Origin of the sequence: Paraburkholderia sp. RL17-337-BIB-A (assembly GCF_046025895.1) — a bacterium.
GTDB lineage: Bacteria > Pseudomonadota > Gammaproteobacteria > Burkholderiales > Burkholderiaceae > Paraburkholderia > Paraburkholderia fungorum_C.
The window spans coordinates 3,594,372-3,609,332 of sequence record NZ_JARESY010000002.1 but is presented as its reverse complement, the minus strand read 5'-3'; the positions used below and the strand labels follow the sequence as shown (position 1 = coordinate 3,609,332).

At 61.4% G+C, this 14,961-nt stretch carries 14 protein-coding genes and 1 pseudogene; 12 read left to right on the top strand and 3 right to left on the bottom strand.

The genetic code is table 11. From position 1 onward, the window contains the following. Positions 1-168 precede the first annotated feature (168 nt). The 7 genes and pseudogenes from P0D84_RS36720 to P0D84_RS36690 all read left to right on the top strand — a co-directional run bounded on the left by P0D84_RS36720 (position 169) and on the right by P0D84_RS36690 (position 5,254). Positions 169-855, top strand: a complete 687-nt coding sequence (locus tag P0D84_RS36720; protein WP_408345412.1) for an MgtC/SapB family protein — start codon at positions 169-171, stop codon at positions 853-855. A gap of 133 nt (positions 856-988) precedes the next feature. Beyond that, a complete protein-coding gene (locus P0D84_RS36715) occupies positions 989-2,500 on the top strand; it encodes a hypothetical protein (RefSeq protein ID WP_408345409.1) in 1,512 nt (503 codons plus the stop codon). 242 nt (positions 2,501-2,742) lie between these two features. Then, on the top strand, positions 2,743-2,901 hold the full coding sequence (locus tag P0D84_RS36710) for a hypothetical protein (protein ID WP_408345406.1): 159 nt from the start codon (positions 2,743-2,745) through the stop codon (positions 2,899-2,901). Positions 2,902-3,341: 440 nt separating this feature from the next. Further along, on the top strand, positions 3,342-3,641 hold the full coding sequence (locus tag P0D84_RS36705) for a hypothetical protein (protein WP_408345403.1): 300 nt from the start codon (positions 3,342-3,344) through the stop codon (positions 3,639-3,641). A gap of 110 nt (positions 3,642-3,751) precedes the next feature. Continuing rightward, positions 3,752-3,997, top strand: a pseudogene (locus P0D84_RS36700) (3-hydroxyacyl-CoA dehydrogenase NAD-binding domain-containing protein); the annotation flags it as partial. Between the two features lie 266 nt (positions 3,998-4,263). Then, positions 4,264-4,563: a hypothetical protein gene (locus tag P0D84_RS36695; protein ID WP_408345400.1), complete on the top strand. Its 300-nt coding sequence runs from the start codon at positions 4,264-4,266 to the stop codon at positions 4,561-4,563. Further along, positions 4,544-5,254, top strand: coding sequence for a lysophospholipid acyltransferase family protein (locus tag P0D84_RS36690; RefSeq protein ID WP_408345397.1), 711 nt, complete (start codon positions 4,544-4,546; stop codon positions 5,252-5,254). Before P0D84_RS36695 ends, P0D84_RS36690 begins: the two co-directional genes overlap by 20 nt. A gap of 82 nt (positions 5,255-5,336) precedes the next feature. Here P0D84_RS36690 and P0D84_RS36685 read toward each other — a convergent pair whose 3' ends face one another. Then, on the bottom strand, positions 5,337-6,650 hold the full coding sequence (locus tag P0D84_RS36685; RefSeq protein WP_408345394.1) for a replication-associated recombination protein A: 1,314 nt from the start codon (positions 6,648-6,650) through the stop codon (positions 5,337-5,339). 99 nt (positions 6,651-6,749) lie between these two features. Next, the gene (locus P0D84_RS36680; protein WP_408345391.1) at positions 6,750-7,400 is read right to left on the bottom strand and encodes a glutathione S-transferase family protein; all 651 of its coding nucleotides are present in this window, start codon (positions 7,398-7,400) and stop codon (positions 6,750-6,752) included. Positions 7,401-7,750: 350 nt separating this feature from the next. On the opposite strand from P0D84_RS36680, the gene P0D84_RS36675 reads away from it, so the two are divergent. Together P0D84_RS36675 and P0D84_RS36670 are read left to right on the top strand one after the other, a co-directional pair. Then, positions 7,751-8,023: a hypothetical protein gene (locus P0D84_RS36675; protein ID WP_062091079.1), complete on the top strand. Its 273-nt coding sequence runs from the start codon at positions 7,751-7,753 to the stop codon at positions 8,021-8,023. A 253-nt stretch (positions 8,024-8,276) separates the two neighbouring features. Continuing rightward, positions 8,277-9,074 carry a substrate-binding domain-containing protein gene (locus tag P0D84_RS36670; protein WP_408345388.1) on the top strand — a complete coding sequence of 266 codons (798 nt, stop codon included), beginning with the start codon at positions 8,277-8,279 and terminating at the stop codon, positions 9,072-9,074. Between the two features lie 154 nt (positions 9,075-9,228). On the opposite strand, the gene P0D84_RS36665 is transcribed toward P0D84_RS36670, so the two are convergent. Next, positions 9,229-10,806 carry an alpha-amylase family glycosyl hydrolase gene (locus P0D84_RS36665; protein ID WP_408345385.1) on the bottom strand — a complete coding sequence of 526 codons (1,578 nt, stop codon included), beginning with the start codon at positions 10,804-10,806 and terminating at the stop codon, positions 9,229-9,231. Between the two features lie 48 nt (positions 10,807-10,854). Here P0D84_RS36665 and P0D84_RS36660 point away from each other — a divergent pair, with 48 nt between their 5' ends. The 3 genes from P0D84_RS36660 to P0D84_RS36650 all read left to right on the top strand — a co-directional run bounded on the left by P0D84_RS36660 (position 10,855) and on the right by P0D84_RS36650 (position 14,961). Then, positions 10,855-12,519, top strand: a complete 1,665-nt coding sequence (locus tag P0D84_RS36660; protein WP_408345383.1) for an alpha-amylase family protein — start codon at positions 10,855-10,857, stop codon at positions 12,517-12,519. Between the two features lie 223 nt (positions 12,520-12,742). Next, positions 12,743-13,954 (top strand): ABC transporter substrate-binding protein, encoded by a 1,212-nt coding sequence (locus tag P0D84_RS36655; protein WP_408345381.1) that lies wholly within the window; start codon positions 12,743-12,745, stop codon positions 13,952-13,954. A gap of 131 nt (positions 13,955-14,085) precedes the next feature. Beyond that, positions 14,086-14,961 (top strand): branched-chain amino acid ABC transporter permease, encoded by an 876-nt coding sequence (locus P0D84_RS36650; protein WP_179731989.1) that lies wholly within the window; start codon positions 14,086-14,088, stop codon positions 14,959-14,961.

The window sequence follows — 14,961 nt, the reverse complement described above, 5'->3', positions numbered from 1 at the left end:
GGATGCCGATCGGCCTGCAACAGGAAGGCTCGCAAGCAGCATGTCGATCGATCGTCCTGGCCACTCGCGCGGCGGCGTGCGGCCAAGCATAAAGCAAACGGCTGCCGCTGGCACTGCGCCACAGGTGCGCAATACGCTTCAAATAATTTGAGATAAGGAGGAAAAACAATGCTGGGGAACCTCGAACTCATTTCCCGTCTGATGCTGGCGGCTGCGCTCGGCAGCGTGATTGGCTTCGAGCGCGAACGGCTTTCGTGGGCGGCGGGGTTGCGCACGCACATGCTGGTTTGCGTGGGTTCGACGCTCATCATGATCGTGTCGGCCTATGGTTTTGCCGAAGTGCTGTCCGGTGATCACGTCGTGCTCGATCCGTCGCGGATGGCCGCTCAGGTGGTCTCCGGTATCGGTTTTCTCGGCGCGGGCTCGATTCTGCTGCGCGGCGAGATCGTGCGCGGGCTGACGACGGCGGCAAGCCTCTGGTCGGTCGCGGCGATCGGGCTGGCGGTCGGCGGCGGGTTATATACGGCGTCGATCGCCGCGACCATCATCATTCTGATCATCCTCGCCGGGATCAAGCCGCTCGAGCGCCGCTTCATCACGGTGAAGCAACGGCGCCAGCTGACGATGATCGTCGAGCGCGGCACCATGACATTCCATTCGATACACGACGAACTCGGCGCCGCGAGCCCGCGCGTCAAGCAGTTCGTGATGCAGCAAAGCGACGACGCGCCGGAGTGCGATGAAGTCGTGATCACGCTGCATCGGGTGTCGAATACCGAATACGAGGCGATCTGCGCGCGCTTGCGTCAGTTGCCTGGCGTCAAGCAGTTCCGGCAGGACGGGGCGGCGTCTTAAAAAGCGGAAAATCGTCGGCGAATGGTTTCGGCAGGGGCGGGCGGCCATGCGACAATGCGGTCTCGAAAAATTCCAATGGCATTGACGAGCGGTGCCCGGCGCCCGCTTTCCGGCGACGACCGCTTTTTTCTCTATGGCAGATTCCGTAGCATCCACGCAGTCCCGGCCTCAGCGTGCCGCTTCGAAGAAGCGGCGTCAGGCCACCGTCTCGACCGAAACTGAAAACAAGCTGGCGCGCGCCGTGCGCTCGGCACAACGTCTCGCGCAACTGAGCGATGCCTCACGCGACGACAGCACACTCGACCTGTTCCCCGACGATCCCACCCGCGCCACGCTGGAAGCGATGAATATCGACGTCCGGCAAGGCACGCTGCATGGCTTTGAATTACCCGATGTCGTGTTGGCGGCGGTCGGCGCGATCGATGCCGATGGTGCGTCGTTTGAGGTACGGTCGGCGCGTCGCGCGCCTCGCGCTGCGAAATCCGATGAACCGACGCCGGTGAATGCGCAATTGAGCGGGTTGGAGACCGAGGCCGCGGGAGCGACGGTATCGCCTGCTGGCGAACTGGCTTTCGGGGATGAGACGGCGACAGCAGCGGCGTTGGTGGAAGAGAAGCCGGCGGCGTCGGCATCTGACGCAGTCGCGCCGCTCACGCCGGCAATGGCGGCGGCCACGGTGGCGCGCAGCGTGACCGCGCTGCGCCAGGCGGCCGAGCCGGGGGCTACGACGACAGAGTCAGCGGCTGCATCGACCTTGGGCGGTGCCAAGCCTTCTACGCCGCCGCAGCGCTTTGCGGCGACCTTTGCCAAGGCGACGACGGCTTCGCGAGAAGCAGTTGGCGCTGAAGCCGCGAATGCGGGAGAGGAGCGTGCTTCGTCTTCGTCCGCGGCTGGGGCTGATACCGGTGAGATGGCTGCTGAGCCGGAGCCGGCCGCCAAGGTGATAGGTGACGCGTCTGCGGTCGCACCCGCAGCAGGATCCGCAGTAGCACCGGCACCAGCATCCACATCAGAACCAGGATCTGCACCGGCACCGGCACCGGCACCGGCACCGGCACCGGCACCGGCACCGGCACCAGCACCAGCACCAGCACCAGCACCAGCACCAGCACCGGCGTCCGCGCATCCACATCCACACCCAAACGCCGCTTTCGCTGCGCCGTCCTTTCGCGAAGCTCAACGCGCCGAAGCAGCCGCGGCTGCGCTGCGTTTCGCGCCTGAGCTCGACCGTGCGCGTGCGACGGCCTTCGCCGATACCGTCGACGCCCTCTATGGCGTGATCGCCGACCAACGCCTCGCTGCGACCGACCATTCGCGCCGCATGAAATGGATGCTGTCGATCGTGGTGGGCGCATTGCTGATGACGGTCGCGATCGGCATCACGCAGACAGTGCTCCTGATGCACCTGACGCGAGAAACCACCGCCCAGCAGCACCGCATTGAACAGATGATGCAGAACCAGCAGGCTGCCATGGCGAGTTTGCTCGACACCCACCTGGCGATGGCCAATGCCGCGGCGGCGGACGCGGCTTCCGACGCAGCCGCGTCCGCAGCACCTCCGCCAGCCGCGGCGACGCCGGCTCATGGCACACACAGCGCGCGAGCCCAGCACGCGCACAAGCCGAAAGTAGCGAATTCGCGCTGATCGTCAGTGACCGCCTCGCCAGCGTTATCTGGCGGCGGCTTCACCGAGAAGGGAAGTCTTTTGACCCTGAAATATGAAAAAAGGGACGTTGTCATGATGCGACGCACCATGGACGAAAACGCTGTGGCAACACACCACGCCCAGGAAATTGCTGCATCGCACTAGCTTTTGACTAGGGAAAACCCTATAATTCTTCTTAAGGGAAAACCCCTATCAAATGCAGTAACCAACCGGGAGTCGCCATGAGCTTCATTTTTGCATTGTTCCAAAAGGTCAGCGACCTCTTTGCGTCGCCCCATCTGCCGCTGGATTCGGACTACTCGTATAAAGCCCGTAGCCGTGAAGCAGACCGCATGCGCAAAGCGCAAGCTACGTTGTTCGGCATCAAGCTGAGCGACTAAAAAGCCAAGTAGTAAAGCCTGAGCGCGGACCGCCGCGTATGGGCGCGCACGTGGAGTGCGCATCGCCTCATTGAAGCCACTGCCCGCGAATGCGTGCCGTGGCTTTTGTTTTGGTGCCGTCGTGCGCTGTCACTGTCTCTGTGCGCCTTTCGGAATATTTCCTGGCCGAAATGAATGTAACAGGGCCTGACGAAACGGCGCCGCGCGATCCGCCTGATCCCCCGCGCATGCGCTGTGACGGGCGGCAGACACCACAAAAGCGGGTGCTCATCCGTCTCTTTCTGCGAAATGTGTGCTTACAAGTGCTCACGTCTTCATGCGATTTGGCCCGCTAAAGTTGGTCTCAAGCGTACGGCGTCTGGTCCGAACCCAAAATTGCGGTTCAATGTGGGACCGAACACGGGCGCTGGCTTGACACAAAACTTTGATGGGAGGTCACTATGAAAACCTTTAACAAGACATCGCGTTCGATTATTGCAACCTTGCTGGCCGGCGGCGCATTGCTTGCGGCAGGCAGCGCCTTCGCCCAGGAACGGGTGGTCATCGAGAATGGTCCGGGACCGGCGGTGTACGGTCAGCCGCACATGATGCCGGTGGGCGTCTCGATCAACATCGGCTGGCATGGCGATCGTTATTACGACGGCCATCGCTACTGGGCTCATGACGACTGGATGCGTCATCACCCGCACGGCTACGATCCGCATCACCGCGACGACCATCGTCCGCAGCAGCATTATTAATGCGCCCATGACGGCGCCGCATGACGCGGCGTGAAGTCCACAAAGCCGGTCCTTCCTCACGGAAGACCGGCTTTGTCACGTTCGGTCTTTGAAAATTAACGCGCTGCGCCATGCTTGAACGCTTTCATCGATGGCAGCTGGAGACCGGCGTGCGCAAGGCAGTGACAGGTGTAGTAGGCACGGGATTGATGGGCGTCGGCATCGCGACGCAAAGCGCGTTGCACGGGCATCGGACAATCGTCCACGACGTCGACCCGGCACGCCTCGCGAGCGTTACGCCAAAGGCGGAGGCGGTGCTCGATGAACTGATCGACGCCGGACGTATCGACCACGCTGCCAAACAGGCAGCGCTTTCGCTCTGTGCCTTATTTCGCGGACCTTGGTGCGCTCGAGATAGAGTATAGGAATCGTGCTAGACGATTAGGGTTCCTACACGGAGAATTTGTCAATCGGAGCGTAGTTAGCCACGCTTTTCGGGCTTACTTTGGCGAGCATCTTTTGCCGCGCCTCGGTTTGTTGGGTTCGCGCGGCGGCGAGTGGTACTCTCACGCGATCGCGGGAAGCCCCAGCGTTCTGTCATTCCGCCATGCCCTTTTGATCGACTTTCTGTACCAGTCCGTAGATGGGCTCGTCGCATCATATAGTCGAAGCGATCGAACTCTTTCAAAACCTGGCAAATTCAGCCGGGATGAAACGGAGCATCCATCCAGTCAAGTCCACCAAACTTCAAGAGCTTAAAGCTCACGTCTCGGTGTCTTGCGATGGCGAAACGGGCCTGGCCTCTCCGGATATCGCTGATTTCTTCGGTGGACCGAGTTTGGGGAACGAACGCATCGCTCACGGCGTAGTCTCACCTGTCAACGGTAAACTGTTCCGCCTCAACCAATCTGAATCAGGCCCCGATGCGCTCGACTCTCACTAAATGGCTGTTCATCGTCTATCTCCTCGGTAGCGGGACGCTGTATTCAATGGCGATACTGCTCCTGTTTCCTTTCGTCGGTAGGGCTGGACGATACTGGTTGGCAAAACAATGGTGTCGGGCACTGGTAGTTGTGATGCGCTGGCTGCCGGGAGTCTCATGTTCGATAGAAGGGCTTGAACATATTCCCGAAGGGCCAGCGATACTGCTGTGCCGTCACGAATCGACCTGGGAGACACTCGCGTTTCTTGCACTTTTTCCACGGCGCATCAGTTTTGTTTTCAAGGAAGAGCTTCTTCGCATTCCCTTTTTTGGATGGGTGTTGCGTGGCCTCGATATGGTTAGTCTGAACCGCGGCTCCGCTCGGCAGGCTCATCAGGCTGTCACGCAGGAAAGCGCTGAGAGGCTGGCGAAGGGGGACGTTGTCGTCATCTTCCCAGAGGGGACCCGGGTGCCACACGACGCCCCGTTGAGGATGACATCGGGAGGCGTTCGATTGGCTTGCGCAGCTGGCGTGCCTGCTGTTCCTGTGGTCCTCGACGCGGGCAAAGTCTGGCCGGCGAAAGGCTGGCCCAGCGGCCCTGGGAAAATTCGTGTGGTTGTCGGCCCGGCATTCTCCCCTCGGGACCTGTCACAGCAGGAACTGAGTCGAGCCGTCCACGAGTGGATGAAAGATGAACTGCTGCGGCTTTGAAACGCATAAAGCGGGACGAATCCCGCGCAATGGCTTGCGTAACGGTACGGATAGCTAACCGTCACATAGCTTCTGTGCTGCCCTAGCTCTTGTCTGCCTTGCGCGCCTGCTCGTTGAGCTCGCGCAAATGGTCAAGCTTGTCGCCAATCCTGGTTTCGAGACCGCGCGGCACTGGCTGATACCACCGCTGCTCAGGGATATCTTCCGGGAAGTAGTTCTCTCCCGCCGCGTACGCGTCCGGTTCGTCATGCGCGTAGCGGTAGTCCTTCTTGTAGCCGAGCTTCTTCATGAGCTGCGTTGGTGCATTGCGCAGGTGCAGCGGTACCGGGCGTGTGCGGTCGCTGCGCACGAATGACAACGCCTGATGCCACGCCATGCTGACGGCGTTCGACTTGGGCGCGACCGCGACGTACACAAGGGCTTGCGCCAGTGCAAGTTCGCCTTCGGGTGAGCCAAGCCGCTCATAGGCCTCAGCCGCGTTCACCGCAACCTGCAACGCTCTTGGGTCCGCGTTACCTACCTCCTCGCTTGCCAGTACGATGATGCGGCGCGCGAGATAACGAACGTCGACGCCGCCGTCAATCATCCGGGCCATCCAGTACAGGGCCGCATCCGGGTCGGAGCCGCGGGCAGATTTGATAAGCGCCGAAATCTGGTCGTAGAATTCCTCGCCGCCTTTGTCGAAACGCCGGGTGGTCGCGGCAGACGCGGTGCTGACGAAGCTACTGTCAATGCGCGTTACTCCAGCCGCCACGGCAGCATTGGTGAGCTGCTCAAGGAGGTTCAGGAACTTTCGACCGTCGCCATCCGCAAACCCGATGACAGCTTCGAGCGCGGGTTCCTCAAACGCCAGCTCTCCCAGCAGACGGCGGGCTCGCGCAAACAGCTGCCGCAGCTCCCCGTCGGACAGCGGCTTTAACACGTACACCTGCGCACGAGACAGCAGGGCGCTGTTGACCTCAAAACTGGGGTTTTCCGTGGTAGCACCGATGAGGGTCAACCGGCCGACCTCCACGTGTGGCAGCAACGCGTCCTGCTGGCTCTTGTTGAGACGATGAATCTCGTCGAGGAACAGGACGGTCGAGCGGCCATGTTGGTCTAACACCTGCTGGGCACGCGTGGCGGCCTCCCTTAGTTCCTTGACACCGGCGGCGACGGCGGACTCAGCGATGAACTCGTAGTCGAACGCTTTCGCGGCAAGCCGCGCAATCGTCGTCTTACCGACGCCGGGCGGTCCCCATAGGATGAAAGAGTGCAGCCTTTTGGAGTCGAGCGCGAGCCGAAGGGGCTTGCCCGGGCCGAGCAGATGAGACTGCCCCACGACATCGCTGAGCGATTCGGGTCGGAGCTGCTCGGCGAGCGGCGCGCGAGGTTTGGTAGTAAAGAGGTCGGTCATGTCGCATATAGCGTGCGGCGTTTGTGCCGGAGGCATTGAGCTGGTCAGCCGGATTTCGGCATGCGGGGTCAAGCTGGCATCGGCGCCATGCCAACCTGGCTATTTCCTTTGACTGCTTACCGCATCCTTGAACGCCTGGCGTGACGAGAGGTTCCGGTGCCATTCGATGACGGACGGTAGCAGGGGTGCCGGTTCCAACACTTGACCGAAGTTGTCCGAAAGCGAAAACCAGCGGTGGGCGGAAAGGCAGATTACGATATCCGCCACCGTGAACTCCGCGCCTGCAATGTACGCACGAGCACTCAAGGCCTTATCGACGATTGCCAGCATACGCCCGGCGTCCGCGTGCGCTTTCCTTATCACGTCGTAGTTGCGCTGGGGCTCCGGGGTCCGCGTGAGACCCAGGAAAGCAACGCGGAGCGTCGCCCACAGGGTTGCAAGCTGCCAGTCCATCCAGCGCTCGACGCCTGCACGCGCTTTAAGCTCGACCGGAAGCAGCGCTTCGTTGCCGGCTGCGCCGGCGAGGTATCGGACGATGGCATTTGACTCCCACAGCACAAAGTCGCCGTCGACCAAAGTTGGCACCAGTCCATTCGGATTGAGCGCAAGGTACTCGGCGCTATTGACAACCCCGAAGTCGAGACCCGCATCAATACGTTCGTAGTCGCGTCCCTCAACAGCGCCCAGTTCGCCAAGACACCACAAAACCTTCTGTACGTTTATAGAAGTACGTCTGCCGTAAAGCTTCATCGATGTTCCTAATATTGGCCCTGAGGCGTGACATTCCGAAGTTGTCACCGGCATGCCGCGGTCCGCCGCGGAGGCGGCCCGAGCCAGCGGTGACCTTGTACTACTGACCCGTTCGCAACCGCGCGCGCCATATGAGCAGCAGCGCCGAGCTAATTCGCGGGGTCGGTCAATGCTCGCAGGTGTGTTTCGTCGAAGCGGCCGCGAATCTGTGCATTTTCGTTCACGGCATCATACAGCGTACGGCCCATTTTCGATGGCGGGGCGGCACGCATCATAGGCCATGTTCAGCGCCAGGTAGCGGAACGCCTCACTTGCGCTAGACTGGCTTGAGCAACCGGAAGGAGACTTGGATGATACGCAAGACACTCAATGCCTCGCAGCTTCAGCAAGAGGTCAACCGGCGAATTCATCGACTGCAGGAAATCGTCGAGGACGGCGTGAAGATTCGCGTGCCGCGGCCGCAGTTGCAAGAGGCTGACAAGACAGGCTGCAACTGGAACATGACCCACTTCGGCAACGCGGTCGGCTTCGAGCGCGACATCGAGGGCGTGCTCAAGGCCGTGCGTGCGGAATACAACCTCAATACCGAAGTGAAAGACACCGGTAACCCGTTTGGGGACTAACCGCGAAAGACATCGATTCGTTGTTCGCTTTTTGATGGCGTGGACACTAGTGGTGCGCTGACCTATACGGCAAGCCGGCCACTGAGCCTCCGCACCAGGATCTCACGCTTAAGGGTGTGGGCGCAGTCAAAGGCGAGCGACGAGAAGAGCATTCCGCATGCGTCCGTTGCCGCGCTGCTGGCTAACATCATCAGTAACGTCCAGACTCGATGCATGTCTGGGCTGGGTCATCCGATCGACATGGAGCGTGGCCATGATTTGCCGCAAGCTGAGGGTTCACGCACTCGTATTCTGCGTCGCGGCCGCATGGTTGAGCAGCGTCGCGGCATCGGCAGATGAAGTTAAGGTGATGATTTCGGGCGGGTTTGCGTCAGCCTATCGCGCACTGGGTCCACAATTCGAGGAGGCGGCTGGCGATACGCTGATCACCGTATGGGGGCCCGCAGTGGGCACGGCCGCGAATGCCATCCCTGTGCGACTTGTGCGCGGCGAGTGGGCCGACGTGCTGATCGTGGTCGGGTATGCGCTCGACGATCAGATCAACGCTGGCAAGGTCGTGTCTGGGAGCAAGGTGGATTTCGCACGCTCGGCAATCGGCATCGCGGCTCGCGAGGGGGCGCCGAAGCCGGATATCGGCTCGATCGACGCATTGCGGCGCACCCTGCTCGCCGCGAAGTCGATCGTCTATCCGGACGACGCGAATGGAGTCTATATCGGCAGCGAGCTATTCCGGCGTCTCGGTATCGAGGGGCGGGTGGAGAGCAAGAGCCGCATGATTCCGTCCGAGCGGGTCGCCAGTGTCATCGCGAACGGTGAAGCGGAGCTCGGATTTCAGCAGATCGTCGAACTGTTGCCGGTGGACGGGGTGACGGTGGTCGGCAGTTTGCCCGCGGAGGTACAAAGGTACACGGTGTTTTCCGGGGGCATCGCCACCAATGCCAGAAATCCAGCGGGCGCGGCGGCCCTGATCCATTTTCTGTCATCGCCGGACGCGGCCCCCGCGATTGAGGGGACCGGGCTCGAACCGCTAACGCCGAAGACTGCGAACTGAGCGAAGCTGTGAGCCCGGCGCGCCGCCGAGCCAGGTGACGGCCGGAGCTTCCGGGAACGGTCGACGGCGGCCCTCATTCGGGCGCGTTTTACCTCGCCGATCAGCCCTGGAGCCCAGACGAGCGCGCAGCACGGGGGCTGCCTACCATCGGCGATCAGACGAGCTCGATGATCAGTGCTTCGCCGGCGGCGAGACGATTTGCGCCTTCCGTGATCGACTCGCCGCCGCGGCCGGGTAAAGTCGATAACAGCACCGTGCCTGATGGCAAAGGGGCGGCGGCATCGGCGGCGCCCATGTTTAGCGCCATGAAAAATCGTTGATCGCCAGAACGCCGCTCGTAAGTCAGCACGTCGCCGTGCGCGGTGAGGTTTTCAATCGCCCCTTCCAGGAGCGCCGCGTTGCTCCGCCGAATCGACAACAGCCAGCGATACAGCGACAACATGCTCGATGCCTCGCCGTCCTGGCCGCTAACGCTGGTTGCCGTGCTTACCGGCAACCACGGCCGGCCGCTTGTAAAACCGGCATGGGGCAGCGATGAGTCCCATTGCATCGGCGTGCGTTCAGGATCGCGGCCCTGACCGATACCCGGCTGCCGAAGCTCGGCCGGGTCCTGAACCTGGTCGGGCGGAATCTCGCCGTCGATCATGCCAATCTCATCGCCGTAATAGAGCGTGGGTGTCCCGCGCAGTGTCAACAGCAGCACGGCGGCCACGCGCGCTTGCGCTGCCCCGAGGCGCGACGCCACGCGCGGGTTGTCGTGATTGCATAGCACCCAGTTTGGCCAGGCGTGCTTCGGCAATGCGCGATAGTAATCCGACACCATCCTTCCAATATCGGCCGCATTCCACGCTGCGTTCAGGAGCTGGAAATTGAAAGGCATGTTAATACCATCGCCGTTCGTGCCGTAGTACGTCATCAGTTGCGGCACGGGCAGATAGATTTCACCGATCAACACGCGCTCGCCGTATTCATCCAGCGTGGCACGCATCGACCGCACGATCTCATGCACCTCCGGCTGATCCTCGGTGTAAGTCTGCAATAGTCGATGATGATCCGGCTCGCCCGGCCGGAACGCGGGGTTGGGCGGGTTATCGCGGAACTGGGCGTCCTTGATCAGCAGCCACAGCACGTCCACGCGGAATCCGTCCACGCCGCGATCCAGCCAGAAGCGCAGGACATCGTCCATCGCGCGGCGCACCTCGGGATTGCGCCAGTTCAAGTCGGGCTGTTCGCGCAAGAACGCGTGATAGTAATACTGGCCGGTGTGCGCATCCCATTGCCACGCGGACCCTCCCATCCGGCTCAGCCAGTTGTTCGGCGGTCCGCCACCGGGCGCGGGATCGCGCCACAGATACCAGTCGCGCTTCGGGTTGTCGCGCGAGGACCGGCTTTCTTCGAACCACGCATGCCGGTCCGACGAATGATTCGGCACGAAGTCGAGCAGCACTTTCAACCCGAGTGCGTGGGCGCGGTCCACAAGTTGCTTGAAGTCGTCGAGCGTGCCGAACATCGGGTCGATATTGCAGTAGTCGGCGACGTCGTAACCAAAGTCCGCCATGGGTGACGGGTAGACTGGGGAGATCCAGACTGCGTCGATGCCAAGCGCCGTGAGATATTCCAGACGCGCGCTAATGCCCGCCAGGTCGCCGATGCCGTCGCCATTGGTGTCCTGAAACGAGCGCGGATAGACCTGATAGATCACGCCGCATTGCCACCACACCAGTTCAGACATCGCAGTTCCTCTCACTGATCGATTGTTTTGGAGCCGCGCGCGGACCGTATGCTAAATGACCTCTGGTACAAGAATGCAATCGTCTATTGCCTCTCCGTCGGCACCTTCATGGACGCGAATGGCGATGGCGTCGGCGATTTCCAGGGCCTGATCCGCCGGCTCGACTACCTTCAGGGGCTCGGCGTCACGACCATCTGGTTGATGCCTTTCCAGCCGTCGCCTGGCCGCGACAACGGCTACGACATCTCGGATTACTACAACGTCGACCCGAAATATGGCACCCTGGGGGACTTCGCCGAGTTCTCGCATGCGTGCCGCGAGCGCGGCTTGCGCGTGATGATCGACCTCGTGATCAATCACACGTCCGATCAGCACGCGTGGTTCAAGGAAGCACGCAGCGATCCTGACTCGAAGTATCGCGACTGGTATGTCTGGGCCGACAAGCAACCGCCGAACGCTCGAGACGGGGTCGTATTTCCCGGCGTTCAGAAATCGACCTGGACCTACGATAAGCAGGCCAAACGCTGGTTTTTCCATCGCTTCTATGACTTCCAGCCGGACCTGAACACGGCGAACCCACATGTGCAGGCCGAATTGCTCAAGGTGATGGGCTTCTGGATCCAGCTCGGCGTGTCAGGATTCCGGATGGACGCCGTGCCGTTCGTGATTGCCACGAAGGGCCCGAAAGTACGCAAGCCAGTCGAGCAATACGATATGTTGCGGACCTTCCGCGAGTTTCTGCAATGGCGCAAGGGCGACGCGATCATCCTCGCCGAAGCGAATGTGTTGCCCGATACCGACCTCGATTATTTCGGCGACGACGGCGAGCGCCTGCAGATGATGTTCAATTTCCAGGTCAACCAGAACACGTTTTACACCCTCGCGACCGGCGATACGGGTCCTTTGAAGAAAGCGCTGACAGCGACGAAACCACGTCCCGCGACCGCTCAATGGGGTGTATTCCTGCGCAATCATGACGAATTGGATCTGGGCCGTCTGACACCCGACCAGCGCGCCGCTGTGTTCGCCACGTTCGGCCCGGACCCCGACATGCAGCTATACGAGCGCGGCATTCGCCGCAGGCTTGCGCCGATGCTCTCTGGCGACAGGCGCCGCCTCGAGCTCGCTTACAGCCTGATGCTGACCTCGCCAGGTACGCCGGTATTTCGCTACGGCGATGAAATCGGCATGGGCGACGACCTGCGCCTGGCGGAGCGCGAATGTACGCGCACCGCCATGCAATGGTCGACCGAACCCCACGGCGGCTTCACGAAGCACTCGAAGCCATCGTGCCGGGTCATCTCGGGCGGCGCTTACGGTTTCGAGCGAGTGAACGTCGCCAGCCAGCGGCGGGACCCGAATTCGTTCCTGAACTGGACGGAGCGCATGATCCGCATGCGCCGGGAAGTGCCGGAAATAAGCTGGGGCGATTTCTCGGTCCTGCGTACATCGCGCAACGAGGTCCTCGCGCTGCGCTACGACTGGCGCAACAACTCGGTGATCTGCGTGCATAACTTCGGACCCGAGGCCTGCACAGTGAAGTTCCGCTCGGGCTGCAGCGGGCAGGGCGAAAACCGCCTCATCAACCTTCTCTCCGACGACCACAGTGTGGAAGCCGATGACGGGCGGCATACCGTAGTGCTCGAGCCGTACGGGTATCGATGGTATCGGGTGGGCGGCCTCGATTACCTGCTGAAGCGAAGCGAGGTTTAGGCGTGTGACAGCCCGGCAGTCGCGCAGGCGGTTTTGTCCGACCGGGCGACCGTTTGATTGCGGGATTGCACCAAGCGGGTAATTCCTCATATTACTAAAACATTACGCTTTCTATACTGGCTCACCGATTAACGGTCAGGCCCCCTAAGAACGGTTAAGTCGGCGCGCACTCGAGCCACGACGTGGCTCTCGTGCATAAAAGAGACATGCTACGGAGACAGTCATGGGAATTCGCTTGAAGAGCGTAGTGAGTGCGCTCGCGCTTTGTGCCCTCGCCAATGTCGGCTACGCGGCCGACCCGATCAAGATCGGTGTCGACGGACCTTTCACCGGCGGGTCGTCTTCAATGGGTGTCAGCATGCGCGACGGCGTGCGCCTCGCCACCGCTGAAATCAACAAGGCAGGCGGCGTGCTCGGGCGCCAGATCGTGCTGGTGGAACGCGACGACGAAGCGAAGAACGAACGCGGCGTGCAGATCGCGCAAGAACTGATCAACAAGGAAAAAGTTGTCGCGGTGGTGGGCTACATCAACACCGGCGTCGCGCTCGCCTCGCAGCGCTTCTTCCAGGAAGCCAAAATCCCCGTTTTCAATAACGTCGCGACCGGCAGTATCGTGACAAAGCAGTTCACCGATCAGCCCGATAACTACGTCTTCCGCAACGCCGCCGCCGACCGCATCCAGGCGCCCATGATCGTCGAGGAAGCCGTCACCAAACGCGGCTTCAAGAAGGTCGCGATTCTCGCCGACTCGACCAATTACGGCCAGCTCGGCCGCGAAGACCTCGAAAAAGCGCTCTCCGCCAAAGGCGTGAAGCCGGTCGCCGTCGAAAAATTCAATATCAAGGACGTGGACATGACCGCGCAGTTGCTCAAGGCCAAAGAGGCAGGCGCGGAAGCGGTGCTGACCTACGGCATTGGGCCTGAACTCGCGCAGATCGCCAACGGCATGGCCAAGCTCGGCTGGAAAGTGCCGCTGATCGGCAGCTGGACACTCTCGATGGCCAACTACATCGACAATGCCAGCACCAACGGCGAAGGCGCGCGCATGCCGCAGACCTTCATTCAGGAAGCGAACACGCCGAAGCGCAAGGCGTTCATCGATGCCTACCTGAAAGAGTTCAAGCCGAAGAATAACCGCATCGATTCGCCGGTGTCCGCCGCTCAAGGCTACGACTCGATCTACCTGCTGGCTGCCGCGATCACCCAGGCCGGCTCGACGGACGGTCCGAAAGTGCGCGCCGCGCTCGAAAACCTCAACAGCAAGGTGGAAGGCGTCGTGATGGTTTATGACAAGCCGTTCACGCACGACGACCACGAAGCGATCAGCCCGAACGTGCCGGTGGTCGGTGAGGTCAAGGGCGGTCGCGTGGTCTACGCGTACGACGCCGACAAGAAAGGCGGCAGCCAGTTGCGCACGAAGCAGGCGACGAACTGAGCGCGGCGGCAAGCACAATACAAGTGCAAAACCCGCGCAGTGCAAGCGTAGCGTGATGTCCGCGAGCCGCGCCCGCCTAACGGCGGGGGGCGGCTTTGCCTTATATGCGGTGAATCCTCGGGCGATCGACCATGGCCATTCTTCTGCAGCTCATCTATAGCGGCATTGCGCTCGGCATGATCTACGCCGTGATCGCATTCGGCTATCAACTCACGTTCGCCACATCCGGCACGCTTAACTTCGGCCAAGGCGACGCGCTGATGCTCGGCGCGCTGGTCGGCCTCACGCTCGTCACGCTCGGCGTCAATTACTGGCTGATGATTCCGATCGTTTGCGTGTTCGGCCTCGTGCAGGGCGCATTCGTCGAACGGATCGGGGTACGGCCTGCGATCAGGATCAAATCCGAATTCGGCTGGATCATGTCGACGATCGCGCTCGGCATCATCTTCAAGAACGTCGCGGAAAACGTCTGGGGCCGCGACGATCTGCGCTTTCCTTCGCCGCTGCCGGAAGCGCCGATCAAGGTGTTCGGCGCCAATGTGCTGCCGATGGAATTGCTGGTGGTGGGTGGTGCCCTCGTGATGATGCTGGCCGTCGAGTTTTTCAACCGCAAGACGATCTTCGGTAAAGCGGTGGTCGCCACCGCGAACGACCGCGACGCCGCCGCGCTGATGGGCATCAACACCGGCCTCGTGATCACCTTTTCGTATGCGCTCTCTTCACTGACCGCCGCCTTTGCCGGCGTGCTGATCGCGCCGCTCACGCTGACCGGCGCGACGATGGGCGCCGTGCTCGGGCTGAAGGCGTTCGCGGTGGCGATCATCGGCGGCTTGTCGAGCGGGTTGGGGATCGTGGTCGGCGGCGTCATCCTCGGCATTGCGGAAACCACGACCGGCTTCTACATTTCGACCGGCTATAAAGACGTGCCGGGGCTCGTGCTCCTGCTGATCGTGCTTGCGTTGAAACCTGCCGGGCTGTTCGGCAAGACCTCGATCAAGAAAGTATGA

What these genes read in the sequence shown, in the direction of transcription:
- P0D84_RS36720 (WP_408345412.1), top strand. Translation starts at nt 169, where the DNA reads ATGCTGGGGAACCTCGAACTCATTTCCCGTCTGATGCTGGCGGCTGCG.
- P0D84_RS36715 (WP_408345409.1), top strand. Translation starts at nt 989, where the DNA reads ATGGCAGATTCCGTAGCATCCACGCAGTCCCGGCCTCAGCGTGCCGCT.
- P0D84_RS36710 (WP_408345406.1), top strand. Translation starts at nt 2,743, where the DNA reads ATGAGCTTCATTTTTGCATTGTTCCAAAAGGTCAGCGACCTCTTTGCG.
- P0D84_RS36705 (WP_408345403.1), top strand. Translation starts at nt 3,342, where the DNA reads ATGAAAACCTTTAACAAGACATCGCGTTCGATTATTGCAACCTTGCTG.
- P0D84_RS36695 (WP_408345400.1), top strand. Translation starts at nt 4,264, where the DNA reads ATGGGCTCGTCGCATCATATAGTCGAAGCGATCGAACTCTTTCAAAAC.
- P0D84_RS36690 (WP_408345397.1), top strand. Translation starts at nt 4,544, where the DNA reads ATGCGCTCGACTCTCACTAAATGGCTGTTCATCGTCTATCTCCTCGGT.
- P0D84_RS36685 (WP_408345394.1), bottom strand. Translation starts at nt 6,650, where the DNA reads ATGACCGACCTCTTTACTACCAAACCTCGCGCGCCGCTCGCCGAGCAG.
- P0D84_RS36680 (WP_408345391.1), bottom strand. Translation starts at nt 7,400, where the DNA reads ATGAAGCTTTACGGCAGACGTACTTCTATAAACGTACAGAAGGTTTTG.
- P0D84_RS36675 (WP_062091079.1), top strand. Translation starts at nt 7,751, where the DNA reads ATGATACGCAAGACACTCAATGCCTCGCAGCTTCAGCAAGAGGTCAAC.
- P0D84_RS36670 (WP_408345388.1), top strand. Translation starts at nt 8,277, where the DNA reads ATGATTTGCCGCAAGCTGAGGGTTCACGCACTCGTATTCTGCGTCGCG.
- P0D84_RS36665 (WP_408345385.1), bottom strand. Translation starts at nt 10,806, where the DNA reads ATGTCTGAACTGGTGTGGTGGCAATGCGGCGTGATCTATCAGGTCTAT.
- P0D84_RS36660 (WP_408345383.1), top strand. Translation starts at nt 10,855, where the DNA reads ATGCTAAATGACCTCTGGTACAAGAATGCAATCGTCTATTGCCTCTCC.
- P0D84_RS36655 (WP_408345381.1), top strand. Translation starts at nt 12,743, where the DNA reads ATGGGAATTCGCTTGAAGAGCGTAGTGAGTGCGCTCGCGCTTTGTGCC.
- P0D84_RS36650 (WP_179731989.1), top strand. Translation starts at nt 14,086, where the DNA reads ATGGCCATTCTTCTGCAGCTCATCTATAGCGGCATTGCGCTCGGCATG.